At 65.9% G+C, this 24,687-nt stretch carries 17 protein-coding genes, 1 tRNA gene and 1 other RNA gene; 16 read left to right on the forward strand and 3 right to left on the reverse strand.

What is annotated here, in order from left to right:
- From AC1X6S_RS08450 to AC1X6S_RS08495, 10 genes are all read left to right on the forward strand, one after another.
- Positions 1–1,005 carry a carbohydrate ABC transporter permease gene (locus tag AC1X6S_RS08450; RefSeq protein WP_108390187.1) on the forward strand — a complete coding sequence of 335 codons (1,005 nt, stop codon included), beginning with the start codon at positions 1–3 and terminating at the stop codon, positions 1,003–1,005.
- Complete coding sequence (locus tag AC1X6S_RS08455) at positions 1,002–1,874, forward strand: carbohydrate ABC transporter permease (RefSeq protein ID WP_108390188.1); 873 nt, start codon at positions 1,002–1,004, stop codon at positions 1,872–1,874. The genes AC1X6S_RS08450 and AC1X6S_RS08455 overlap by 4 nt, the downstream gene beginning before the upstream one ends.
- 64 nt (positions 1,875–1,938) lie before the next feature.
- The gene (locus tag AC1X6S_RS08460; RefSeq protein ID WP_483405310.1) at positions 1,939–4,260 is read left to right on the forward strand and encodes a beta-xylosidase/alpha-l-arabinosidase; all 2,322 of its coding nucleotides are present in this window, start codon (positions 1,939–1,941) and stop codon (positions 4,258–4,260) included.
- A 105-nt stretch (positions 4,261–4,365) separates the two neighbouring features.
- Positions 4,366–5,058: a phosphatase PAP2 family protein gene (locus tag AC1X6S_RS08465; protein WP_483405311.1), complete on the forward strand. Its 693-nt coding sequence runs from the start codon at positions 4,366–4,368 to the stop codon at positions 5,056–5,058.
- Entirely contained in the window at positions 5,055–5,849 is a 795-nt protein-coding gene (locus AC1X6S_RS08470; RefSeq protein ID WP_483405312.1) for a GNAT family N-acetyltransferase, read from the forward strand. The genes AC1X6S_RS08465 and AC1X6S_RS08470 overlap by 4 nt, the downstream gene beginning before the upstream one ends.
- Before the next feature lie 96 nt (positions 5,850–5,945).
- Positions 5,946–6,977: an aldo/keto reductase gene (locus tag AC1X6S_RS08475; protein ID WP_483405313.1), complete on the forward strand. Its 1,032-nt coding sequence runs from the start codon at positions 5,946–5,948 to the stop codon at positions 6,975–6,977.
- A gap of 37 nt (positions 6,978–7,014) precedes the next feature.
- A complete protein-coding gene (gene menC, locus AC1X6S_RS08480) occupies positions 7,015–8,124 on the forward strand; it encodes an o-succinylbenzoate synthase (RefSeq protein WP_483405314.1) in 1,110 nt (369 codons plus the stop codon).
- Positions 8,125–8,202: 78 nt separating this feature from the next.
- A complete protein-coding gene (locus AC1X6S_RS08485; protein WP_483405315.1) occupies positions 8,203–9,882 on the forward strand; it encodes an MDR family MFS transporter in 1,680 nt (559 codons plus the stop codon).
- Between the two features lie 143 nt (positions 9,883–10,025).
- Positions 10,026–11,291, forward strand: a complete 1,266-nt coding sequence (locus tag AC1X6S_RS08490; protein ID WP_483405316.1) for a D-arabinono-1,4-lactone oxidase — start codon at positions 10,026–10,028, stop codon at positions 11,289–11,291.
- A 231-nt stretch (positions 11,292–11,522) separates the two neighbouring features.
- Positions 11,523–12,020 (forward strand): hypothetical protein, encoded by a 498-nt coding sequence (locus tag AC1X6S_RS08495; RefSeq protein WP_483405317.1) that lies wholly within the window; start codon positions 11,523–11,525, stop codon positions 12,018–12,020.
- A 4-nt stretch (positions 12,021–12,024) separates the two neighbouring features.
- On the opposite strand, the gene AC1X6S_RS08500 is transcribed toward AC1X6S_RS08495, so the two are convergent.
- Entirely contained in the window at positions 12,025–12,852 is an 828-nt protein-coding gene (locus tag AC1X6S_RS08500) for an aminoglycoside phosphotransferase family protein (RefSeq protein WP_483405318.1), read from the reverse strand.
- 84 nt (positions 12,853–12,936) lie between these two features.
- On the opposite strand from AC1X6S_RS08500, the gene AC1X6S_RS08505 reads away from it, so the two are divergent.
- Positions 12,937–13,578, forward strand: coding sequence for a GNAT family N-acetyltransferase (locus tag AC1X6S_RS08505; protein WP_483405889.1), 642 nt, complete (start codon positions 12,937–12,939; stop codon positions 13,576–13,578).
- On the opposite strand, the gene AC1X6S_RS08510 is transcribed toward AC1X6S_RS08505, so the two are convergent.
- Both AC1X6S_RS08510 and AC1X6S_RS08515 read right to left on the reverse strand, forming a co-directional pair.
- The gene (locus AC1X6S_RS08510; RefSeq protein WP_483405319.1) at positions 13,542–14,093 is read right to left on the reverse strand and encodes a hypothetical protein; all 552 of its coding nucleotides are present in this window, start codon (positions 14,091–14,093) and stop codon (positions 13,542–13,544) included. The genes AC1X6S_RS08505 and AC1X6S_RS08510 overlap by 37 nt on opposite strands.
- A 197-nt stretch (positions 14,094–14,290) precedes the next feature.
- Positions 14,291–14,378: transfer RNA gene (locus AC1X6S_RS08515), tRNA-Ser, on the reverse strand.
- 119 nt (positions 14,379–14,497) lie between these two features.
- On the opposite strand from AC1X6S_RS08515, the gene ffs reads away from it, so the two are divergent.
- The 5 genes from ffs to AC1X6S_RS08540 all read left to right on the forward strand — a co-directional run bounded on the left by ffs (position 14,498) and on the right by AC1X6S_RS08540 (position 24,593).
- Positions 14,498–14,594: signal recognition particle sRNA small type (ffs, locus tag AC1X6S_RS08520), an RNA gene on the forward strand.
- Between the two features lie 346 nt (positions 14,595–14,940).
- Entirely contained in the window at positions 14,941–18,564 is a 3,624-nt protein-coding gene (locus tag AC1X6S_RS08525; RefSeq protein WP_483405320.1) for an endo-1,4-beta-xylanase, read from the forward strand.
- A gap of 130 nt (positions 18,565–18,694) precedes the next feature.
- Positions 18,695–21,208, forward strand: a complete 2,514-nt coding sequence (locus AC1X6S_RS08530) for a phosphoketolase family protein (RefSeq protein ID WP_483405321.1) — start codon at positions 18,695–18,697, stop codon at positions 21,206–21,208.
- A 53-nt stretch (positions 21,209–21,261) separates the two neighbouring features.
- Positions 21,262–23,376 carry a phosphate acetyltransferase gene (gene pta, locus AC1X6S_RS08535; protein ID WP_483405322.1) on the forward strand — a complete coding sequence of 705 codons (2,115 nt, stop codon included), beginning with the start codon at positions 21,262–21,264 and terminating at the stop codon, positions 23,374–23,376.
- The gene (locus tag AC1X6S_RS08540; protein ID WP_483405323.1) at positions 23,373–24,593 is read left to right on the forward strand and encodes an acetate/propionate family kinase; all 1,221 of its coding nucleotides are present in this window, start codon (positions 23,373–23,375) and stop codon (positions 24,591–24,593) included. Before pta ends, AC1X6S_RS08540 begins: the two co-directional genes overlap by 4 nt.
- The last annotated feature ends 94 nt before the right edge of the window (positions 24,594–24,687 follow it).

The raw sequence follows: 24,687 nt of genomic DNA on the forward strand, positions 1-24,687 counted from the left end.
ATGACCACTCGCACCCAATCACCCTCAGAACTTCGGGTGACCGCGGGTGACGGTCGAACCGGGGGCGACGTCACGTCGCTCCCGGTTCGCCGGCGGAAGATGAGCTGGGCGACCCGCATTGAGATCGCCCTTCTCGTCGGACCGGCCCTGATCGTCTTCCTCGCTTTTGTTATCTTCCCCGTCGTCATGGCCGCGTACTACGGCTTCTTCCGCTGGCAGGGCTACGGACCCGCAACAGACTTCGTCGGGTTTCAGAACTACATCACGATCCTTCAGGACCCGACGTTCATCGACGCGGTCCGCCACAACGGCATCATCGTCGTCCTCTCGCTCGTCCTTCAGGGACCAGCCGCGATCTTCCTGGCTTTGCTGCTCAACCGGAAGATGCGCGGCCAGTCGATCATTCGCGTCCTGATCTTCGTTCCATACGTGATCTCCGAGGTTGTCGTCGGAACCGGCTGGAGCCTCATGCTCCAGACAAACGGAGCCGTCAACGGAATGCTCGAGAAGCTTGGCCTCGGATTCCTCCAGCAGGACTGGCTCTCGAATCCCGACATCGCCATGTGGACCCTGATGCTCATCATCACCTGGAAGTACATCGGCTTCGCCGTTATCCTCTTCCTCGCCGGTCTCCAGGGAATCCCCGACGAACTCACCGAGGCTGCGCAGATCGACGGAGCGTCCTTCTGGCAGATCCAGCGCCAGATCACCCTTCCGCTGCTCGGCCCGACACTTCGTATCTGGGCCTTCCTCTCGATCATCGGTTCGCTCCAGCTGTTCGACCTCGTCTACATCATCTGGGGCCAGTACATCGCGTCGACAGCGGGAACCTCGACCATGGCGACGTACATGGTCGCGAACGGCCGGACCTCCGGCAACTTCGGTTACGGAAACGCCGTCGCCGTCGTCCTGTTCCTGATCTCACTCGCCGTTGCCCTCATTTACCAGCGTTTCGTGCTGCGGCGCGACACTGACGGTGCCCTCACCGAAAAGAGCAGCAAATGACCACGACAACAGCTGTCGCTCCCCGTCCTCTCCTCTCGAAGCTGAAGCCGAAGCTGCCGTGGGGAAACCCCGGTATTTACGTCCTCGCCGCCGTTGTCATCGTCCTCCTGCTGGCGCCGGTTGCGTACATCATCCTCGGTGGTTTCCGCACCAACGCGCAGATCTCGACGGATCCGTCCGGCTTCCCCGCGCCGTGGAACATCGGCAACTACATCGACGTGCTCGTCGGGTCGGTCTTCTGGCGCCAGGTGCTGAACTCCACGATCGCCGCTGGTGCCACCACCATCGGTGTCGTGGCTCTCGGCCTCATGGCGAGCTACGTCATCGCCCGGTACAAGTTCAACGCGCGGGGCATCCTGTACTCGCTGTTCGCTGCGGGACTGATGTTCCCGATGACGGTCGCGATCACCCCGCTGTACCTCGTGATCAAGAACCTCGGCCTGATGAACAACCTCGGTGGCATCATCCTGCCCCAGATCGCGTTCGCCCTGCCGACAACGATCATCATCCTCGTGCCGTTCCTCCGGGCCATCCCCGATGAGATCGAAGAAGCGGCATTCATTGACGGATGCTCGCGGATCGGTTTCTTCTGGCGCATGGTTGTGCCGCTCGCCGTACCCGGCGTGATCACAACGGGCATCCTCGCCTTCATCGGCAGCTGGAACGGTTACATCCTGCCGCTGTTCATCCTCAACAACGAAGCGTCGTTCACCCTGCCGCTCGGAGTGCAGTCGTTCGCCTCGCAGTATTCGGTGGACACGGCGAAGGTTCTCGCGTTCACGTCGCTGTCGATGATCCCCGCGCTCATCTTCTTCAGCCTCTTCGAGCGTCGCATCGTCGGTGGGTTGACCGGCGCCGTCAAGGGATGATCGACTGTTCGATTCCCACGCCGCACGACCCGCTCGCACCAGGAAACACAGAAGAGAGACAGTAATGGAGTATTCGGGCGTGCCTGAAACATCGAAGCGCGTGCGCGAGCTGCACGCCCGGATGACACTGGAAGAGAAGCTTGCCCAGCTGGTCGGCTATTGGGTCGACCAGGGCGACGACATCGTTGCACCGATGCAGGGCGAGATGGCGAGTACCGGCAAGTACTCGGATGCGACGACGCACGGCCTCGGGCACCTGACCCGTGTGTACGGAACCCGTCCGGTCGAACCGACCGAGCGCGCGGGGTGGCTGTGGGCGGAGCAGAGGCGCTTGCGCGAGGAGACCAGACTCGGGATCCCCGCCCTCGTCCACGAGGAGTGCCTCACCGGCCTCGCCGCATGGCAGGCGGCAACCTTCCCAACGCCGCTGGCGTGGGGCGCCGCATTCGACCCGGACCTGGTCGAGGAGATGGGCGCGCTCATCGGACAGTCGATGCGTGAGCTCGGCATCCACCAGGGGCTCGCCCCCGTCCTCGACGTCATTCGCGACGCCCGGTGGGGGCGCGTGGACGAGTGCATCGCCGAAGACCCGTACGTTGTCGGTACCATCGCGACGGCGTACGTTCGCGGCCTGCAGTCCGAGGGCGTGCACGCCACGCTCAAGCACTTCGTCGGCTATTCCGCATCGCAGAGCGGGCGCAATCACGCACCGGTGCATGCCGGACGGCGCGAGATCGCAGACGTCCTGCTCCCTCCCTTCGAGATGGCCGTGCTCGACGGCGGCGTGCGTTCGGTCATGAACTCATACGCCGAAATCGACGGTATCCCCGTTGCTGCCGACGAGTCCTACCTCACCGACGTGCTTCGCGGGCAGTGGGGCTTCGACGGAGTCGTCGTCTCCGACTACTTCTCGGTTGCATTCCTCCAGGTGATGCACGCCGTCGCCGAAGACCTCGGCCACGCGGCGGAGATCGCCCTGAAGGCCGGTATCGACGTCGAACTTCCGACGGGGGATGCCTTCCTCGAGCCGCTTGCCGAGCGCATCAGGAGCGGCGTCACCGATGTCGCAATCGTGGACCGCGCTGTGTTGCGGCTGCTGTCGCAGAAGGAAGAGCTCGGGCTCCTCGATGAGACCTTCGATTCGCCTCCAGAGGCCGTCGACCTGGACTCACCGGCTCACCGCGACGTTGCTCGGAGGCTTGCCGAGGAATCGCTAGTTCTCCTCACCAACGACGGAACGCTTCCCCTGGGCCGCGGAGCCGACGCACCGAAGCGCATTGCCCTCATCGGGCCGAACGCAGCGTCCTCCGAAGCGCTCATGGGTTGCTACTCCTTCGCAAACCACGTCCTCGCACACCATCCCGAGGTTCCCCTCGGGTTTGAGATCCCCACCCTCGCCGAGGCACTCGGTGTCGAGTTGGGCGGGAGCGACATCGTCCTGGCGCGCGGTTGTGACGTCGAAGGCAGAGACACATCGGCGATCGACGAGGCCGTTGAGGCCGCACGCAGAGCCGAGGTCGCTGTGGTCGTCGCCGGGGACCGCGCCGGTCTGTTCGGTCGAGGAACCGTCGGTGAAGGCAACGACGTGGAGAGCCTCGAGCTCCCCGGCGTGCAGCGCGAGCTGATCGAACGCGTGGTCGCGACAGGGACCCCCGTGGTTCTCGTGCTGCTCACCGGTCGCCCGTACGCGATCGACTGGGCGGTGAGTGGAACGACGGCCCCACGTGCCGTGGTTCAGGCGTTCTTCCCCGGAGAAGAGGGCGCTGGCGCGATTGCCGGTGTGCTCAGCGGGCGCGTCGTGCCCTCCGGGCGGCTGCCCGTTTCTCTTCCCCGTTCCGCCGGCGCGCAGCCGTACTCCTACCTCCACCCGATTCTGGGTGGCCCGTCGGAGATCACGAGCGCATCGAGCGCACCGGTGCTGCCGTTCGGCCACGGGTTGTCGTACACCTCGTTCGAACACAGCCAGCTCACCGTTGGCGCGCCAACCGTCGCCGCTGGCGGTACTTTCACCGCTCGGGTCGTCGTGCGGAACACGGGCGACGTCGAGGGGGCGGATGTCGTACAGCTCTATGCGCGGGATGTGCACGGGAGCGTCACCCGCCCGGTCGCACAGCTGCTCGGCTACTCCCGGGTCGTCCTCAAGCCGGGAGAAGCAGTCAGTGTCGAGTTCCAGGTGCCGACGGCACGGCTCGCGTTCTCGGACGCGAAGATGCAGCGGATCGTCGAACCGGGTGCCGTGGAACTCTGGGTCGGGCCGTCCTGCGACACGCGCGAAACCGAGGCTCGACTGGAAATCACGGGGGACAAGGCGCTCGTGACAACGGCATCCCCGCGCTACGTCCAGGTTGAGGTCGCAGCCCTCGCCCTCGCGGCTACCGTGGGCTGAATCTGCCTTCTTTCCCACCCACGCCCGGCGAAGCACAGCGTGGGTGGGAAAGTCAACGGTTGCGTGCGCCGCGCGCAAAAGGGCTGTGCAGGGCATGATTAACCAATGTCAGAGATACACGCAGACCCCGCGGCGAAACGCGTCACCAGCCGTTGGCCATACATCTCGGGCGGAATCGCCCTGGCCCTCGGTGTCGTCCTCGCGTTCCTCATCGCGCAGCGCGGCAACACACTGCCCTTCGAGCTTGACTCCGAGTGGAGCGAGGAAGTGTTCGAGGAGCGCCTGCCGTTCCTCGACTGGCTGTCGTATGGCATGAACTGGATCGGCGGCGGGATCTTCGGAACCTACATCCTTCCGATACTCATCGTGATCGTGTTGCTGCTCATCAAGCGTCCGTGGTCATCGCTGTTCTTCGCCGTCGCGTCGCTCGTGAGCGTTGGCGTCGCCCAACTGCTCAAGAGCCTCGTTGGTCGCGCACGACCCGAGGAGATGCTCGTGACGAGCGACTTCGGTTCATTCCCCTCGGGGCACGTGGCCAACGCTGCGACCATGGCCGTCGCGCTCGGGATCATCTTCCCGCGGGTCTGGGTCTGGGCCGCCGGCGCCATCTGGGTGGCGCTCATGATGTTCTCCAGAACCTATCTCGGCGTGCACTGGCTCACGGACACCGTCGGCGGCGCGCTGCTCGGCGCCGGCGTTGTGCTGATCCTCTGGGCGCCGTTCGCGTCGCGAATCTCCGGTGAACCGAGAGGCAAGAAATCGGCGGCGGTGCCTGACAGCAAGGAACCGGTTCTGTGACCGAGGCCGCGGACCACGCGACTTCGGCGGCGGATGCCGCTGGCGTTCTCGTTCGGTCGGCGTCGGGGCTCGATGACTATGCGGCAATCGCCAGCCTCTTCGACGAGACCTGGGGGCGCGGCACCGGTCCCGAACCCTCATTCATTCAGGCCGTTGCCCACGCGGGCAACACGGTCCTGATCGCCTCTCGCGACGACGAAGTGGTCGGGGCGCTTCTCGGTGTGCTGGGCTGGGACGATGGACTCCACGTGCACTCGCACTCCACAGCGGTGCGGCCATCGGCACGAGGGGGAGTGGGCTTTGCCCTCAAGCTGGCGCAGCGGGCGCTCGCACTCGAGCACGGGGTCACCGAAGTGCGCTGGACGTTCGACCCGCTGATCCGCCGCAACGCGCACCTCAACCTGGAGAAGCTCGGGGCGACGGTGCGGGCGTACCTCCCCGACTTCTACGGCGTGCTCGATGACGCAATCTCCGGAACGGACTCGACCGACCGCTTCGAGGTGAGCTGGCAGCTCGACTCCCTCCAGGTCGCCCAGGCCATTGACCGGGCGCTCACCGGTGCGCCTGGGCCGCAACCCGACCTCGGCACTGCTGCAACGGGCATCCGCCTGGAACTGCATCCCGATTATGAGGCGCTTCGACAGAGCGACCCGGATGCCGCGGCAGAGCTGCGGGCCGCGTCGCGCGCGGTCTTCGAGCCGGCGTTCGCCGAGGGGCTCACCGTGACGTTCGAGGACGGCGGCTACATTTTCACGCCGCCGACCGAGGTTCAGCGCACCCCGGAGCCCTGAGCCTCGAAACCGGTGGCCGTGATGTGCCCTGACGCAACCCCTGTGGCGTTGACGGCTACGTGGGTAATGTCGGGGCTGAATCGAAGGAGATCACCTATGGAATTTCGCACTCTCGGCCGATCCGGCGCTGTCGTCTCGGCGCAGGCTCTCGGCACTATGACGTTCGGCGCAGAAGCAGACGAGGAAACCTCTGGAGAGATCCTCACGGCGTTCACCGAGCGCGGGGGCACGTTCGTGGACACGGCCGACGTCTACTCGGCTGGCGTCTCAGAAGAGATCATCGGGCGATGGCTCAGCACGCACCCCACCGAGGCGGCACAGATTGTGCTGGCGACCAAGGGACGTTTCCCCATGGGCGACGGGCCCAACGATGTCGGCCTCTCTCGCCGTCACCTGCGGGCGGCGCTCGACGCGTCACTCACACGACTCCAGGTGGACCACATCGATCTCTACCAAATGCACGCCTGGGACGCCCTGACGCCGATCGACGAGACGCTGCGCTTTCTCGACGATGCCGTCACTGCCGGCAAGATTTCCTACTACGGCTTCTCGAACTACCTGGGCTGGCAGCTGACCAAAGCGGTGCACACGGCATCCGCATCGGGATTCACGGCGCCGGTCACGCTTCAGCCGCAATACAACCTGCTCGTGCGCGATATCGAACACGAAGTTGTGCCCGCTGCGCTCGATGCGGGGATCGGACTGCTGCCGTGGTCGCCGCTCGCCGGTGGCTGGCTGAGCGGCAAGTACGAGCGGGACGTCCCGCCAACCGGATCGACGAGGCTCGGCGAGAACCCGGAGCGCGGAATGGAGGCCTGGGAGGCGCGGAACGCGAGCGAGCGCACCTGGCGGGTCCTCGATGCGGTGGCCGCGATCGCCGAGGCCCACTCCGTGAGTGCGTCACAGGTGTCCCTCGCGTGGCTCGGGGCGCAGCCCGCCGTTACGTCGGTCATCCTCGGTGCGCGCACCGTCAAGCAGCTGAACGACAACATGGCAGCGGTCGACCTCGAGCTCAGCGCTGAGGAGCTTGACCGGTTGACGGATGCCAGCGCGCCAGTGATGGACGATTACCCGTATGGCACAGCCGGCGTGAAGCAGCGGAACCGGCCGGTCGCCGGTGGCCGATAGCGCGTCGCGCGGGCGGCGCGAGCGGTAGTCTCGGCGGATGAAGGTCAGATCGATCACCCTCCACCGCGTCGGGATGCCGCTCGTGCGCCCGTTTGAAACCAGCTTCGGCCGCGAGAGTGCACGTGACGTGTTGCTCGTTCACCTCGAAACCGACACCGGCGATGGCTGGGGCGAGTGCGTGGCCGGCTCGGCTCCCGGCTACAGCTCCGAGTACGTGGACGGGTGCGCGCACGTGATCGAACATCACCTCGCTCCGCGTCTGTTTGCCGCGGATGATGTGGTGGCCAGCGACCTCGGGCGGCTGCTGTCCGGGGTCGTGGGCCACCGCATGGCCAAGGCGGCGCTCGAGGCGGCCGTCCTCGATGCCGAATTGCGGGCATCCGGGGTCAGCTTCGCGAGTTATCTGGGCGCGGTTCGGTCGGAGGTCGACTGCGGGGTCTCGGTCGGCATCAGCACCTCGATCGACGCGCTGCTCGACGAAGTGCAGGGCTACGTCGATGCCGGGTACCTGCGGATCAAACTCAAAATCAAGCCGGGCTGGGATCTCGAGCCTGTGCGTCGTGTTCGTGACCTGATCGGTGCGGATGCCGCGCTGCAGGTGGACGCCAACACGGCATACGTACGGGACGACATCCCGCGCCTGAAGGAACTCGATGTCTCGAACCTGCTCCTCATCGAGCAGCCATTCGACGAGGAGGACATCGCCTCGCACGTCGCCCTGGCCGAGGCCATTGAGACGCCGGTCTGCCTCGACGAATCAGTGGTGTCCGTCGGCGTTGCCATCGACGCGATCGAGCGCGGGGCAACGTCGGTGGTCAACATCAAACCGGGGCGGGTCGGTGGCTACCTCCCGGCCGTTGCCATCCACGATGCGTGCGTCGAACGCGACATCCCGGTTTGGTGTGGTGGGATGCTCGAGACCGGCATCGGCCGCGCGATGAACGTCGCGCTCGCGGCCCTGCCCGGGTTCACGCTCCCGGGCGACACCAGTGCGTCTGACCGTTATTACCGCGAAGACCTCACCGAGCCCTTCGTGCTCTCGAACGGGCGGCTCGCGGTGCCGGCCGGGCCGGGGTCGGGAGTGAGCGTGCGTACCGACCTCGTTCGCGAACTGGAACTCGTGCCCCCACGGGTGATCACCCGGTAGCGTCACCGCCGCCGGGTAGCATCGCGCAACGAAAGCTTGCCTTTTGTGCAAACTTGCACCGTCTGCAAGAATATTCGGATGAGTACCGAGAATCCTGACCTGCGTGAGAACAAGCGCAACGTAATGCTTGTGTTCATCGGCCTCATGGTCACGATGCTCCTGGCGTCCCTCGACCAGACCATCTTCAGCACCGCGCTGCCGACCATCGTCGGTGAGCTCAACGGTGTCGATCACATGCTCTGGGTCACAACGGCCTACATCCTCGCCACGACGATCGTGATGCCCGTCTACGGGAAGCTCGGAGACCTCGTCGGCCGCAAGGGGCTCTTCATCGCGGCGATCGGCCTCTTCATCGCCGGCTCCGTCATCGGCGGCCTCGCCGGCGACATGGGCTGGCTCATCGCCGGTCGCGCCGTGCAGGGCCTCGGTGGCGGTGGACTCATGATCCTGTCGCAGGCAATCATCGCCGACGTCGTTCCCGCTCGTGAGCGCGGCAAGTACATGGGGGTCATGGGCGGAGTCTTCGCCCTCTCCTCGATCGCCGGGCCGCTGCTCGGTGGCTGGTTCACGGAGGGCATCGGCTGGCGCTGGGCATTCTGGATGAACCTCCCGCTCGGCGGCCTCGCCATCCTCGCCGCCGTTTTGTTCCTCCGGCTGCCGAAGAACGAGAACGGCAAGCCGCGGCTCGACGTCGCCGGGATGATCCTCCTCGCGGTCGCGTCGACCTGCCTCGTGCTCGTCACCACCTGGGGCGGAAACACCTACGAGTGGGACTCGCTCATCATCATCTCGCTCATCGTCGGTGGAGTTCTCACCGCCGTCGGGTTCGTGGTCGTCGAGCGCAGGGCCGTCGAGCCCATCATGCCGCTGCACCTGTTCGCCGAGCGCAACTTCAACCTCACGACGATCGCCGGCCTCATCATCGGTATCGCGATGTTCGGTGCGCTCGCCTACATCCCGACCTACCTGCAGATGGTCAGCGGCGTCAACGCGACGCAGGCCGGCTACCTGATGATCCCGATGCTTGCCGCGCTCCTCGTTGCGTCGATCGGATCGGGCTTCCTGATCACGAAGTACGGTCGTTACAAGTGGATGCCGATCCTCGGTACCCTCATCGTCGCGGTCTCGCTCGTTCTGCTCTCCACCATGACTCCTGACATGGAGATCTGGGTGCTCTGCAGTTACCTGGCCATCATGGGCTTCGGTCTCGGGCTCAGCATGCAGGTGCTCGTGCTCGTCGTGCAGAACACGTTCCCCGCGTCAGAGGTCGGCACCGCGACGGCCTCGAATAACTACTTCCGCGAGATCGGAGCCTCGCTCGGCTCCGCGATCGTTGGCAGCCTGTTCGTCGCCCGCCTCACCGACCTTTTGGCCGAGCGGATGCCGGGGGCTGCCGGTTCTCCGGAGACCGACACCAATTCGTTCACCCCGACGATGGTCAAGGAGCTTCCCGGCCCGGTCAAGGACATCGTGGTCGGTGCATACAACGACTCACTCACGCCGGTGTTCCTCTACATGACGCCGCTGATCCTGGTCGCGGCGGTGCTGCTCTGCTTCGTCAAGGAAGTGCCGCTCGCAACGACCGTCGGTCAGGACGGCATGGTGCCGGCACCGGAGCAGTCCACCGATGCCGCAGCCGAATCGACGACCGGAACCGGATCGGGGACCGGGAACAATGCCGGAACCGGAGCCGGTGTCGCCGGTGCCGGTTCGGTCCGCGCGGCAGGCGTCGGCGGGACGGACGCGACCGGCCGCTGAATGCGGCCTGAGGGACTCGGTGTGGCGGGTAGGGCTGCCGCACCGGCAGAATGGAGCAGTCGGCGCTGCCGTACGTGCGCTGGGGCATCCGTTGCCTGAGCGGCGTGCGGATCCCTGCCACGACGAGCGAACGAAAGGGCTCTGTGTCTCTCGAAATCGGAACCAACTGGTCAGCCAACCACGCCTACCGGGCCAGGCGCATTGAAGCGCCGTCGAGCGTCGAAGACGTGCAGCGGCTGGTCGCGGACGCGACGGCGGTGCGTGCTCTCGGCACGCGGCACTCGTTTAACCCGATCGCGGACTCGGCAGACCTTCTGTTGTCGACGTCGAACCTCGTCTTCCCGCCGCACATTCAGGAGCATGAACGGCTCGTGACGGTCGGCGCCGGAATGCGGTACGGGGAGCTCGCCGGCGAACTGCAGCGACAGGGGTGGGCCCTGGCCAACCTCGCATCCCTTCCGCACATCTCCGTTGGCGGCGCGATCGCTACGGGAACCCACGGATCAGGTAACGGCGTGCGGTCGCTCGCTGGATCCGTCGCTGCGGTGGAAATCGTCACGGCGAGCGGTGACGTCGTTCAACTGCGCCGCGGCGACGCTGATTTCGACGGTGCCGTGGTGAGCCTCGGCGCACTCGGCGTCATGACCAGGGTTGCACTCGACATCGAGCCGACCTACGACATCGAGCAGACCGTGTTCGAACGACTGCCGTTCGATGCCGCCACCTCGAACTTCGACGCCATCACGGGCGCCGCGTACAGCGTCTCCCTGTTCACGACCTGGCGCGACCCGGACGTCATCGACCAGGTCTGGCTGAAGCGCCGCCCGGATGCCGACGCCGCTCCTCCTACCGACCTGTTCGGTGCGGTGCCCGCGCCGGCCGACCGGCATCCGCTGCCCGGAATCTCCGCCGTCAACTGCACGGCGCAGATGGGCGTGCCCGGTGCGTGGCTTGACCGCCTGCCGCACTTCCGGCTGGACTTCACGCCGTCGAACGGTGAAGAACTGCAGTCCGAGTTCCTCGTGCCGCGTCGTCACGCTGTTGCGGCGCTCGCCGCTGTGCGCGGGCTGTCCGATAAGATCGCGCCGCTCCTCCAGGTGTGCGAGGTGCGGACGATCGCCGCAGACACACTGTGGCTGAGTTCCGCGTTCGAGACGGATGCCGTTGGCCTTCACTTCACCTGGTTCAAGAAGCAGGACGAGGTGGAGGCACTTCTGCCCGCGCTTGAGGCCGCGCTCGCGCCGTTCGACGCGCGACCGCACTGGGGCAAGGTCTTCACTGCCGGCCGTGAGTCGCTCGAGCGCCTCTACCCGCGGATCGACGACTTCAGGGCGCTCGCCGCGCGGCTCGACCCCGATCGTGTGTTCGTCAACGAGTTCCTCGAGCAGAAGCTGCTTCCCGCGGGTTAAGTCCTCGTCACCCGAGCGTTTCGGGAGGAAAATCGTGGTGCCGAAGCCTGATGTGTGGCCGGCCCCCGCGTTTTTCCTCCCGAAGCAGAGGTGCCGGCCGGCGCGTCCCAACCGGGCACAGGCGCTGGCTGTGGCACACCCGTGCGTTTCGGGAGGAAAATCGTGGAGCCGAAGTCTGATGCGTGGCCGGCCCCCACGTTTTTCCTCCCGAAGCAGAGCTAGGCTCACTGCATGAGCGACGCCACCGACCAGCCAGCCCAGCCAGCCCAGCCAGCCCAGCCAGCCCAGCCAGCCCAGCCAGCCCAGCCAGCCCAGCCAGCCCAGCCAGCCCAGCCAGCCCCGCCAGCCCAGCCCGCCGAGCCGCTGGGCGCAGAACGAGCGGCCACAACACTCGCCGAGACGCAAGCCAACGCCCGGGCGGAGGCGGACGCTGCGCTGCACCGGATCGAGGACGCCGCCACCGAAGCGAAGCGCGCGGCCGAGGCGCAGGCCGCCGAGGCGCTCGCCCGCGCCTCGGCGGACGGCGACCGCGCGGCGGTCGCTGCACGGTCCGCTGCTTCGGCTGCCACAGCCGCCAAGGAACAGGCAACGGATGCCGCCTCGAACGCAGCACAGGCGGCATCCGCCGACGCACAGGCCGCAGCCGACGAGACCACGGCGGTCGCGCGGGACGCTGCCGAGGAATCGGCGGCGGCAGCGGCGCTCCCGCGCCCGCACCACGGCAGCTGACGGGTCAGCGGGCGAGCGACGCTTCCGCGATGGCACCGATCCTGAGGGTGCGTCGTTCGGCATCAGCGTCACCGTCGTCAGCGGCCCAGGTCGCGCTCAACGCCGTCCACGCCACTGTCCACTCAAGGAGGCTCCTCTCCGGGATGCCAGCGAGCTCCGAAATGAGGCTCACCCGTCGATCGAACCGAGACTCCGCAATGTCCTGGGCCGGGTTGCACAGAATGTTCGTGTAGTCGAAGACCCGGTTGCCCACGAGGTACTTGGGGTCGATCGCGAGCCAGCCCGAATTACCGAAGTCGAGCACGTTGTCGTGGTGAAGATCGCCGTGAAGCACCACGAGCTCGGACAGGTCACTCCCGCCGGAGATGAGGCGCCTGGCGAGTTCTGCCGAGCGCCCGTAGAACCCCCCGGTTTCGGCCTTCAGGAACAGCGAACGGAACCACGATTCGAGCGGAATCAATCCGTCCGGCCGGTCATCGAACTTCCGGCGGGACACGGAGTGGAGCCGCTCAGCGACCGAGCACAGCACGCGCGTCGCACCGTCGTCGTCACCACCGATCGCGACGTCGACGAGTGACGAACCACCCCACGCGAGCACCGCTGCCGTGTCGTCGTGCTCGAACACGCGGGCCGCTCCCGTGCCGTCCCACCAGGCGAGGAGCCGGCATCCGTTCGCTTCCTCCTCGATCCGGGCGACCTTGAGCATGGCGCGCTCTCCGCGCCTGAGCACGGGCCGGAGGTGTGACGATGGTGTGCTGAACGCGGGTCCCAGCGGTTCCAGCGCCCAGCGGGTGAGCACCTCATCGACGGATGCCGCGCGCCAGCTGGTCATCCCGCCACCCTAGCGAGGTGGTCACACCGGTGCAGCGTGACCGCTGTCGGGCCTGAGCATGGTGTGCGTAGAATCGGCACGGTGATGACGATCCGGCTGTACCGCCCCGCCGACAGGGCCGATATCTACGATGTCTGCGTGCGCACCGGCAGGACCGGCCTCGACGCCACGGGCCTGTACTCCAGCGATGACCTGCTGCCCGACATCTACGCACTGCCCTACGTCGACCGCGAACCAGAACTGGCCTTCGTCGTCGACAACGGAGAGCGCGTGGTCGGTTACGTCATCGCGACCGCCGACACCCGCGATTTCGCGCTGTGGTTCGCGGAGACCTGGTGGCCGACCGTGGCACCGAAGTACGCCGGCGCTGCTCCTGCTGAGGCACAGGTGATCGAGGGCGCCGGGAATCCTGGGCGCATGCTCATCGACGAGGTGGATGAGTACCCGGCGCACCTGCACATCGACCTCCTCCCCGAAGCGCAAGGGCAGGGACTCGGCCGACAGCTGGTCGACACGCTTCGGTCCGCCCTCGCCGAACGCGGCATTCCCGGCCTGCATCTCACGATGGGCGCGGACAACGTGAACGCCGGGGCCTTCTACGAGCGGCTGGGTTTCACCAGGCTCGCCTCGAGTACCCCGTCAGCGACGACGTACGGCATGCCGATTTCTGTTCCGGCGGATGCCAGTGGTCAGGGAAACCTGATCGGTCGACGCTCGAACCAGTAGAGCATCTCCGGGCGCGTGGTCTGGAGTTCATCGAGCGTGACCGGGTGATCGATGTGCTCAACGGGCACGGCACTCAACTGAGCGGCGATGCGGTTGATGCTGTTGCGGGTCCAGTACTCCCCGCGCATGCGGAGAACGGGCTTTCCGGACGGGTTCAGGACGAACATCTGCAGTCGCGACTGTGACGCCATGGTGCGGTGCATCTCGAGCATGATCACGCGTTCGATATCTGAGATGTTCGTGCGGGTCACCCCGCCGAAGAAGCGGACCTCGAACAGTGAGGTGGGAGTTGCCGTGATGCTCACCCGGGTATATCGGTACCCGGCAATGAGAACGGCGACGAGCACGGCGAACTGGGCGGCACCGACCCAGCCCCAGGTTCCCGCTGGAATCGTCAGCCAGTACAGCACGATCATGATCGGGACACTGAGCGCCAACAGGGCGATAATGCCCTGCGCCAGAAGACTTCGGCGAACTCTGACCGTCACCCCGGTCATATCTGTTGTCGCCGTCATTGTCTCCGCGTCCCCCGGGAGTAAGTCTCTCCTGTCGGGTGCTGCAACACTATCCACTCTTTGGGGGACACCCGGGGGGCTTTGCGAAGAGGCGCCGCGTTCTGCTAGCGAGCCTTCGCAGGTGCCCGATTCGCGAATCGACACCGTGGGGAAATGCAGAAATCGCCCGTCCTGGCGGGCGGGCGATTCTGTGTGTCTGGCGGAGAATGGGGGATTCGAACCCCCGAGGGCGTTAACCCAACACGCTTTCCAAGCGTGCGCCATAGGCCACTAGGCGAATTCTCCTTAGCCGGTGTCATCGCCGCAGCGAATCAACCTCAGCTATCCTATCGTGCCTTGGGGCGGCATCCGACCGCGTGTGGTTCAGGCGGCAAACAACACAGCCCAATGTCTGTAGAATGGGTGACGGCTCCTCGCGTGGCGCCATCCAGGCCAACTCCCCCAGGACGGAAACGTAGCAAGGGTAACCGGGCTCTGGCGGGTGCGCGAGGGGTCTTTTCTCTTTAACGGGCCCTTCGCCCGATTGGTCCTTCGCCCGATTGGTCCTTCGCCCGATTGGCCGCCGCCCCTTGCCAGCCACTCGCCGGGCCGCGAGATTCGCAGGACATCGTGCGAAGAGCAGGATGCCGAGGGCTGATCCCGTCCTGATAAACGTGCGATCTCCTGTTAAATCGCACCGCGAGGGCGGTCCGACCGCCGGTGCTGAACAACATCCGAAATTCGTATTTGTAGGTCTTGACAACAAAAGGCCCCCCGAATAGGCTTCGAGCACTTGAGCGGTTTCGACAACGTTTTCGAAAAATTCGAACTCGTGCTCGCTCACCTCACTTTCGCGCAAAGGAGCGTCATGAAAGTAAGACCCGTGTCCCGCAAAATCCTGGTGGGCGCCATCGCCGCCGGACTGCTCGTTCCTCTTCTCACGTCGCCTGCCGCGGCAGCGGAGCCTGAGACGCTCATCTCCGCCGACTTCGAGGACAGCACGCTCGGTGGCTGGGAGTCGAGCGGCTCCCCGGTTCTCACCTACGAGCCAGCCGACGGAGGCGGTACTGCCCTGCGCGTCGGCGATCGGGCGTCCGACTTCGCCGGCATCCAGACACCGGCTGGCCTGTTCGCCGACCTCGAGGCCGGGGACACCGTGACGTTCTCCATGAAGGCGCGCCTCGCTGAGCCAACCCCCGCCCCGGTCAACATCCGATTCGTGATGAAACCGGGTTACAACTGGATCGGGAACACCCCGCTCACCGCCGACGCCTGGTCGACGGTCGAGGGAACCTTCGAAATTCCGCAGGGCGCAGATGCCACGGCGCTGCAGGCGTACATCGGTACGGACGACCTCCCCGACAAGTCGAGCTACAGCTACCTCGTCGACGACATCTCTGTCTCCGCGGTGCGTGTGGACGCGCCGACCGACCCCACGCCGCCCGGCAACTCAGACCTCTCGTCGCTCAACACGGGCTTCGAGGATGGTCTTGGCGGGTGGGTTCCCCGAGCCGACGCCAGCGGCCCCGCCTCGGTGACCGTCTCGACCAGTGACGCCCACAGTGGAGCGCAGGCCGCACTGGTGTCCGGCCGCACCTCGCAGGGCCAGGGCATCGGGCACGATGTCACGGGCATCCTGCTCCCGGGCCAGACCTATGAACTCTCTGCCTGGGTGAAGTTCGCCGCGGGCGAGACACCCGGAGACGTCTGGCTGAGCCTCGCCAGGACAACGGGCGAATCCACGTCGTACGCCACGCTCGGTCAGTTCACCGGCATGTCGAACAGCACCTGGGTGCAGGTGAACCAGACCTTCCAGATGGGTGAAGCCGACTCGGCGCTGCTCTATTTCGAGACCGCGTACAACGGCGGCAACACCTCCTCCTTCCTGATCGACGACATCAGCGTCGCTGTTCCCGCGACCGGCGGCGAGGTCGAGGACCTCACCCCGATCAAGGACACCGTGAGCTTCCCCGTCGGCGCAGCGATCGACAGTCGCGAGACCACGGGCACCGCGGCTGACCTGCTCACGAGGCACTTCGACCAGGTCACCTCCGAGAACTACATGAAGCCAGAGGCCTGGTACAACGCCGACGGCGAGTTCACCCCACACGCCGAGGCCGACACCCTGATGCAGTTCGCCCAGGATGAGGACCTCGCGGTCTACGGTCACACTCTGGTCTGGCACTCACAGACTCCGGCGTGGTTCTTCCAGAACGAAGCGGGCGTCGCACTCACCACCAGCGCTGCCGACCAGCAGATCCTCCGGGACCGCATGCGCACGCACATCTTCAACGTCGCCGAACACCTCAGTGACACCTACGGCGAATTCGGCAGCGATTCCAACCCGCTCAATGCATTCGACGTCGTCAACGAGGTCGTCTCGGACGGCAACGAAAATGCAGACGGTCTCCGCCGCAGCGAGTGGTTCCGCATCCTCGGTGAGGACTTCATCGACCTGGCATTCCAGTACGCGGATGAAGCCTTCAACGATGAGTTCGCAGCCGCTGGCGCCAACCGGCCGGTGACGCTCTTCATCAACGACTACAACACCGAGCAGGACGGCAAACAGCAGCGGCTGCACGCACTCGTTGAACGGATGCTGGAGCGCGGAGTACCGGTCGACGGTGTCGGCCACCAGTTCCACGTGAGCCTCTCGACCCCGGTCGAGGCGCTCGAAACCGCCCTGTCGGCATTCACCGACCTCGGGCTCACCCAGGCGGTCACCGAACTCGATGTGACAACGGGCACCCCGGTGACCCAGGCGAAACTGGTCGACCAGGGGTACTACTACCGTGACGCGTTCCGGATCTTCCGCGCACACGCCGCTGACCTGTTCTCGGTCACGGTTTGGGGGTTGACCGACGGACGCAGCTGGCGCAACAGCTCGGGTGCGCCGCTCGTGTTCAACGACGCGTTTGCGGCCAAGCCCGCGTACTACGGCATCGTCGACGGCGAGTTGCCCGCACGGTTGCGCACAGCGAACGTGTTCCAGGGCGACGTTCCACTCGACGCTGAGGCGACGACCGCGCTCGCGTGGCAGCAACTTCCGCTGCACACCATCGAGCAGAGCGCCGGGTTCCAGTTGCGCTGGCAACCGGATCACCTGACCGTGTTCGTCCAGGTCGACGATGCGACAGCGGATGCCGCTGACGAGATCCAGTTCACGTGGGGCGAGGAGACCGCGACGTTCGGCCGCGACGGGACAGGTGACGTCGAGGGTGTCGTCATTGAGACCGATGGTGGCTACAGTATCGTGGCGCACCTTCCGCTGACAGCCGCGGAGCAGGGGGACACCGTTGCCTTCGATGTCCGGGTTCAGAACAACGGCACAGTGACCGGGTGGAACACCGCGGGAACGGTCGGGACCCTGACGCTGCTCGAGCCGCTGTCGTACCAGGAAGTCGTCGAGACCGACGCTGCTCCCACGATCGACGGCATCGTCGACGACTCGTGGAGTTCCGCCGGAACCGTCGAGACCCTCAAGCAGGTAGAGGGCACCGCGGGAGCATCCGCAGTCTTCAGCACGCTGTGGCGCGACAACATGCTGTATCTCCTCGCCGAGGTCACAGACCCGACCGTCGACGTGTCCGGATCCGACCCCTGGATCCAGGACTCGGTCGAGATCTACGTGGATCCAGGCAACCTGAAGAACGGTTCATACCGTTACGACGACACACAGATCCGCATCAGCGCAGAGAACGTTGTGTCGTTCGGAACCGGTGACGAGGCGTTCCAGCGGAACCGGGTCACATCCGCCACCGCACGGACCGAGACCGGCTACCGCGTTGAAGTCGCGGTCAGCCTGCTCGAATCCGGCGGGGCCGGGTCCTTCCAGGGACTCGACCTGCAGGTCAACGACGCCTCGAACGGCGCTCGCACCGGCATCCGCAACTGGGCAGACCCGTCAGGCGCCGGCTACCAGTCGACAGCGCGCTGGGGAGTGGCTCAGCTCGTGTCAGCGGTCGAGGGCTCACAGCCGATGATCTCGGTTTCGCCCGAGTCTGTCGTCGCCGGCAACACGGTCGACGTCGAACTCAGCGGGTTCGATCCGGGAGTCGAGGTTGCGCTCCAACTGCGGGAGCCAGCCGCACCTGAAACGGCAGGATTCTCGATTCTCGCTCTCGAGGTCCCGGCAGTCCTCGCGACGGTGACGACGGATCCCGCTGGAGAGGCATCCGCCCGGGTTACCATCCCGGTGGACACCGCTGCCGGCGCTTATGAGATCGCCGCGCTGCAGGACGGGGTGGCGCGTGCGTCCGCTCCTCTCACCGTGACCGTTGCGGCCGTTGGGCCGCAGCAGCCGGGTGCCGGACCGCAGCAACCCGGTGCTGGATCTCAGCCCGGTGCGGGCGGGCAGGGTGCAGGCGCCGACCGTGCAGGCGCTGACCGTCTCTCCCAGTCGGGAGCCGACATCGCCCCTCTGGCACTGATCGGGCTGCTGCTGCTGCTCGGAGGAGCGGCACTGGTCCGGTCGCGCCGCGCAGCCAGGTAATTCGGTCGTACGAGCCGGCGGGAGCGACTGCTCCCGCCGGCTCGTACGTTTGGCCTCGGCGTTTGGCCCCCGCGTTTGGCCCGAGGGACAGCCCCTATCGGACAGGCGTGCCCTTTCCTAGGATGACCCCATGACCTCGTCAACGGCAGACACGACAGCGGCACCCACGACAGCGGCAGGCACGACTACGGCAGAACCGACCTCGGTCAGCGAAGAGACGCTCACCCGGATCGATGCATGGTGGCGGGCGGCCAACTACCTCTCCATCGGGCAGATCTACCTCCTCGACAATCCGCTTCTTCGCGAGCCGCTGACCAAGGATCACATCAAGCCGCGGCTTCTCGGGCACTGGGGAACGACCCCTGGACTCAACTTCGTGTACGCGCACCTCAACCGCGTGATCGCCGAGCGGGACCAGTCCACCCTGTACATCACGGGCCCTGGCCACGGTGGTCCAGGAATGGTGGCGAACGCCTGGCTCGACGGCACCTACTCCGAGATCTACTCCCGTATCTCGCAGACCGAAAAAGGAATGAAGCGGCTGTTCCGCCAGTTTTCGTTCCCCGGCGGCATCCCGAGCCACGTCGCGCCGGAGACGCCCGGATCGATCCACGAGGGCGGTGAACTCGGCTATGCGCTCAGCCACGCCTACGGTGCCGCGTTCGATAACCCCGACCTGCTCGTTGCCGCTGTTGTCGGTGACGGTGAAGCCGAAACCGGACCGCTCGCAACCAGCTGGCACTCGAACAAGTTCGTGGACCCGCTCGAGGACGGCGTCGTCCTCCCGATCCTGCACCTCAACGGGTACAAAATCGCCAACCCGACGGTGCTCGCGCGTATCCCCGAGGATGAACTGCTCGCCCTCATGCGCGGCTACGGTCACAACCCGTACATCGTCTCCGGCGGGTTCGACGGTGAAGACCCGATGCTCGTGCACGCCAGGATGGCGAAAACGCTCGACACGGTCCTCGATGAGATCGCCGAGCTTAAGCGCACCGCCCAGCAGCAGCGCGACGCGGGGGAGGACGTGACCCGCCCGCGCTGGCCTATGATCATTTTGCGCACGCCCAAGGGCTGGACCTGCCCCGCCGAGATCGACGGCCTCCTGGTGGAGGACACCTGGCGCGCGCACCAGGTCCCGCTCGCCAACGCGCGCGACACGAAAGAGCACACGAAGATCCTCGAGGAGTGGCTGCGGCGATACCGCCCCGACGAACTCTTTGACGAGACCGGTCGTCCTGTCGCTGAGGTCACCTCGCTCGCCCCGGCCGGCGACCTGAGGATGAGCGCGACCCCGCACGCCAACGGTGGTGTGCTGCGCCGGGAACTCGAGCTTCCCGACTTCCGCGACTACGCCGTCGACGTCCCTGTCCCCGGCGGAACCACCGCGGAGGCGACGCGGGTGCTCGGGGTCTGGCTCGCCGACGTGATTCGCGACAATCCCGACAACTTCCGTATCTTCGGCCCGGACGAAACGGCATCCAACCGGCTCGCGCCCGCTGTCTACGAGCACACCGACAAGCAGTGGGATGCCGAGATCCTCCCGGTCGACAAGAATCTCGCGCGGGCCGGGCGGGTGATGGAGATGCTCAGCGAGCATCAGTGCCAGGGCTGGCTCGAGGGGTACCTCCTCACCGGCAGGCACGGCCTGTTCAACTGTTACGAAGCGTTCATCCACATCATCGACTCGATGTTCAACCAGCACGCCAAGTGGCTGAAGACGACGTCGGAGATTCCGTGGCGCCGGTCCATCTCGAGCCTCAATTACCTGCTCTCCAGCCACGTCTGGCGGCAGGACCACAACGGGTTCAGTCACCAGGACCCGGGCTTCATCGACCACGTCGTCAATAAGAAGGCCGACGTGGTGAGGGTGTACCTGCCACCGGATGCCAACACCCTGCTGTCGACGTATGATCACGTCCTGAAATCGGTGGACTACGTCAACGTCGTTGTCGCCGGCAAGCAGCCGCAGGCAAACTGGCTCACCATGGACCAGGCCATCGCGCACTGCGCTCGCGGCATCGGGATCTGGGACTGGGCGGGATCCGAGCAGCCAGGCACCGAACCTGACGTCGTCCTGGCGTGCGCCGGCGACGTTCCGACGCTCGAAACGCTCGCGGCGGCATCCCTTCTTCGTGAACACCTGCCGGAACTGCGCGTGCGCGTGATCAACGTCGTCGACCTGATGCGGCTGCAGAACGAGTCCGAGCACCCGCACGGGCTGAGCGACCGGGAGTTCGACTCGTTCTTCACCGTCGACAGGCCCATCGTCTTCGCGTATCACGGCTACCCGTGGCTGATCCACCGTCTCGCGTATAAGAGGAACGGCCACGAGAACATCCACGTGCGCGGGTACAAGGAAGAGGGTACGACGACGACCCCGTTCGACATGGTCATGCTCAACGACCTCGATCGGTATCGGCTCGTCATGGACGTGATCGACCGGGTTCCCGGGATCGGTACACGCTCGGCCGGGCTGCGGCAGCTGATGGAGGATGCGCGGCTCGCCGCGCGCCAGTACACGAGGGACCACGGCGAGGACATTCCCGAGGTTGCGAAGTGGCAGTGGGCAGGCGAGGGTGCCGGTGTATCGCAGGAGGACGCGCAGGAACGGGTTGACGAGACCGGGGGCGACAACAGCTGAGCGGTGGGACCTTCGCGACTACGGCCCGGCCCGCTGGGTCGTAGTCTTGGACCGTGGCCACAAGCATCTACATCACGTCCGCTGAGGGACAGACCGGCAAGTCGACTATCGCGCTCGGCACGCTCGACACCCTCTCTCACTCGGTGGAGCGCGTTGGCGTCTTCCGCCCGATCGCCCGTTCAACGGGCGAGCGCGACTACGTGGTGCAGCTGCTGCTCGGCCACAGCAGCGTCCAGCTCGACTACGACGAGTGCATCGGCGTTACCTACGACGACGTCCACTCCGACGCGGACGCTGCCCTCGCGACCATCGTGCAGCGGTACAAGGCAGTCGAAGCGCAGTGCGACGCCGTCGTGATCCTCGGGTCCGACTTCACCGACGTCGGCAGCCCGACCGAGCTCAGCTACAACGCCCGAATCGCCGCAAACCTCGGCGCTCCGGTCCTCCTCGTGCTCGGCGGCCGCAGCAGCCAGGGTTCCGGCGAGCGCCTCGGCCAGGCGGACCCCCGCACACCCGCGCAAATGAACGACCTCGCTGAACTCGCGCTCTCCGAACTCCGGCACGCCCACGCGACGCTCCTGGCGATCATCGCCAACCGCGCCGACGAGGACAAACTCGCCGAGATTACGGCCGCGATCGAGCGCACCGAGCCGGGCGTTCCGGTGTGGGCGATCCCCGAAAATCCCTACCTCATTGCCCCGAGCATGGAGTCGATCATGACGGCGACGGGCGGGACGCTCATCAAGGGCGACCCCGCGCTGCTGTCCCGCGAGGCGCTCGGTGTCGTCGTCGCCGGGATGAGCATGGTCAACGTGCTTCCCCGGCTCATCGAGGGCGCCGTCCTCGTCGTCGCCGGTGATCGCACCGAGGTCCTCCTCGCCGCGATGATGGCCCAGAGTTCGGGTACCTTCCCCTCGATCGCCGGCGTGGTGCTCAACGGCGGCTTCGAACTGCCCGAGCCGGTCGAGCGGCTGCTCGACGGCCTGCCGCAGACACTCCCGGTCATCCGCACCGGCCTCGGCACCTACGACACCATCGTCGCGATCACCCGCACCCGCGGCAGGCTCGCCGCCGATTCTCAGCGCAAGTACGATGCCGCGCTCGCTCTCTTCGAACAGCACGTCGATGCATCCGCTCTTCTGCAGCTCCTCGAGGTCAGCCGTACCGAGGTGGTCACCCCGCTGATGTTCGAGTACGGCCTGCTCGATCGGGCGCGCGCCCACCAGAAGCACATCGTGCTGCCCGAGGGTGGCGACGACCGCATCCTCCGCGCCGCGCACACCCTCCTCGCCCGGGAGGTTGCCCAGCTCACCATTCTCGGTGAGGCAGCCGAGGTGCGTGCCCGCGCCGTCGAACTCGGGCTCGATATCTCCCGCGCCGAGGTGCTCTCGCCGCATGACCCGGAACTCGGACAGAGGTTCGCCGAGGAGTACGCGCGGTTGCGAGCGCACAAGGGCGTCACCCTCGACCAGGCCCGCGACCAGGTCACCGACGTCTCGTACTTCGGCACGATGATGGTGCACCTGGGCCTCGCCGACGGCATGGTGTCCGGTGCGATGCACACGACAGCGCACACCATTCGCCCAGGGTTCGAGATCATCAAGACGAAGCCAGACGTCAACGTGGTGTCGTCGGTGTTCCTGATGGCGCTCCAGGATCGGGTGCTCGTCTACGGTGACTGTGCCGTGATTCCTGACCCGGATGCCTCGCAGCTCGCCGACATCGCCATCTCGTCCACTGAGACGGCTCTGCAGTTCGGTATCGATCCCCGCGTCGCCATGCTGTCGTATTCGACGGGCGAGTCCGGGAAGGGTGCCGATGTTGAGAAGGTGCGCGAGGCAACCGCTCTGGTCAGGTCTCGCCGGCCCGATCTCCTCGTCGAAGGTCCCATTCAGTACGATGCAGCAGCGGATGCCGCGGTCGGCGCGTCGAAGATGCCCGGTTCCGAGGTGGCTGGCCGGGCAACGGTCTTCATCTTCCCCGACCTCAATACGGGCAACAACACGTATAAGGCGGTGCAGCGCTCGGCGGGCGCCGTGGCGATTGGGCCAGTGCTTCAGGGGCTCAACAAGCCGATCAACGACCTCTCGCGCGGTGCGCTCGTGCAGGACATCGTCAATACAGTGGCGATCACGGCAATCCAGGCCCAGGGCGACACGGCAGCATGAGCACTGTCCTCGTCGTCAATTCGGGTTCATCGTCGTTCAAGTACCAGCTGATCGACATGGACACCGAGCAGATGCTCGCAAGCGGCCTGGTGGAGCGGATCGGCGAAGCGTCAGGACGCTCGGTGCACACGATCCCGTGGGATGCCGTTCCGTCGGTCGAGCGCTCGAACGCCCCGCAGACGACCGAGCGCATCCTTCCCATCGCCGATCACACGGCGGGGTTCCGGGTCATGCTCGAAGCCTTCGAAACGCACGGGCCGTCGCTCAGCCGCCACCCGCTCGGGGCAGTCGGACACCGCGTCGTGCACGGCGGCAAGCGCTTCTTCGAGGCCACTGTCGTGAACAACCTGGTGAAGATCAACATCGAGGAGCTGGCCGAACTGGCGCCGCTCCACAACCCGGCCAACCTACAGGGGATTGAGGCCGCGCAGCGTGCCTTTCCCGACGTGCCGCACGTCGCGGTCTTCGACACCGCGTTCCACCAGACCCTTCCTCCCGCCGCGTACAGCTATGCCATCGACGCCACACTCGCAGCGAGGCACCGGGTGCGGAAGTACGGTTTTCACGGCACGAGCCACAAGTTCGTCTCGGAGGAAGCAGCGAAGTTTCTGTACCGCCCGCTCGGCGAGCTGAACCAGATCGTCCTCCACCTCGGCAACGGTGCATCGGCATCCGCCATCGCGGGTGGGCGGTCGGTGGAAACCTCGATGGGACTCACTCCGCTCGAGGGACTCGTGATGGGCACCAGGTCCGGCGATCTCGACCCCGCCGTGCTCATTCACCTGCACAGGCGCACCGGTATGAGCTTCGACGAACTCGACACCCTCCTCAACCGCAAGAGCGGCATCTTCGGCATGGCTGGCGTCGGTGACATGCGTGACCTTCAGGAGCGCGCCGACGCCGGCGACGAGGTTGCCAGCGCCGCCTTCGATGTCTACACCCACCGGATCAAGGGGTATATCGGCAATTACATGGCCCAGCTCGGGCGGGTGGACGTTATCTCGTTCACCGCGGGAGTTGGTGAGAACTCGCCGGAGGTGCGCGCGGCGGCGCTCTCGGGGCTCGAGGCTTTCGGCATCCGTCTCTCTGATGACCGCAACGAGGAGCGATCGCGAGATCCCCGCCGGATCTCGAGCGACGATTCAGGGGTGGATGTGCTGGTCATCCCCACCAACGAAGAGCTTGAGATCGCACGCCAGACCCTCGCCGTTTTGTGATGAGGCCCGGCGCTCGCTGAGCTCGTGGTGCCGGGGTCAGGCGCCGAGGTAGCGACGTCGGGGGCACGATGGCGGAGACGCAGCTGACCGGTGC

The sequence above is a fragment of the Mycetocola sp. Y442 genome (genome assembly GCF_056898615.1).

Coding starts and splice junctions, on each gene's coding strand:
- AC1X6S_RS08450 (WP_108390187.1), top strand. CDS start 1: ATGACCACTCGCACCCAATCACCCTCAGAACTTCGGGTGACCGCGGGT.
- AC1X6S_RS08505 (WP_483405889.1), top strand. CDS start 12,937: ATGACGATCCGGCTGTACCGCCCCGCCGACAGGGCCGATATCTACGAT.
- AC1X6S_RS08525 (WP_483405320.1), top strand. CDS start 14,941: ATGAAAGTAAGACCCGTGTCCCGCAAAATCCTGGTGGGCGCCATCGCC.
- AC1X6S_RS08510 (WP_483405319.1), bottom strand. CDS start 14,093: ATGACGGCGACAACAGATATGACCGGGGTGACGGTCAGAGTTCGCCGA.
- AC1X6S_RS08495 (WP_483405317.1), top strand. CDS start 11,523: ATGAGCGACGCCACCGACCAGCCAGCCCAGCCAGCCCAGCCAGCCCAG.
- AC1X6S_RS08530 (WP_483405321.1), top strand. CDS start 18,695: ATGACCTCGTCAACGGCAGACACGACAGCGGCACCCACGACAGCGGCA.
- AC1X6S_RS08455 (WP_108390188.1), top strand. CDS start 1,002: ATGACCACGACAACAGCTGTCGCTCCCCGTCCTCTCCTCTCGAAGCTG.
- AC1X6S_RS08500 (WP_483405318.1), bottom strand. CDS start 12,852: ATGACCAGCTGGCGCGCGGCATCCGTCGATGAGGTGCTCACCCGCTGG.
- AC1X6S_RS08460 (WP_483405310.1), top strand. CDS start 1,939: ATGGAGTATTCGGGCGTGCCTGAAACATCGAAGCGCGTGCGCGAGCTG.
- AC1X6S_RS08540 (WP_483405323.1), top strand. CDS start 23,373: ATGAGCACTGTCCTCGTCGTCAATTCGGGTTCATCGTCGTTCAAGTAC.
- AC1X6S_RS08465 (WP_483405311.1), top strand. CDS start 4,366: ATGTCAGAGATACACGCAGACCCCGCGGCGAAACGCGTCACCAGCCGT.
- menC (WP_483405314.1), top strand. CDS start 7,015: ATGAAGGTCAGATCGATCACCCTCCACCGCGTCGGGATGCCGCTCGTG.
- AC1X6S_RS08475 (WP_483405313.1), top strand. CDS start 5,946: ATGGAATTTCGCACTCTCGGCCGATCCGGCGCTGTCGTCTCGGCGCAG.
- AC1X6S_RS08485 (WP_483405315.1), top strand. CDS start 8,203: ATGAGTACCGAGAATCCTGACCTGCGTGAGAACAAGCGCAACGTAATG.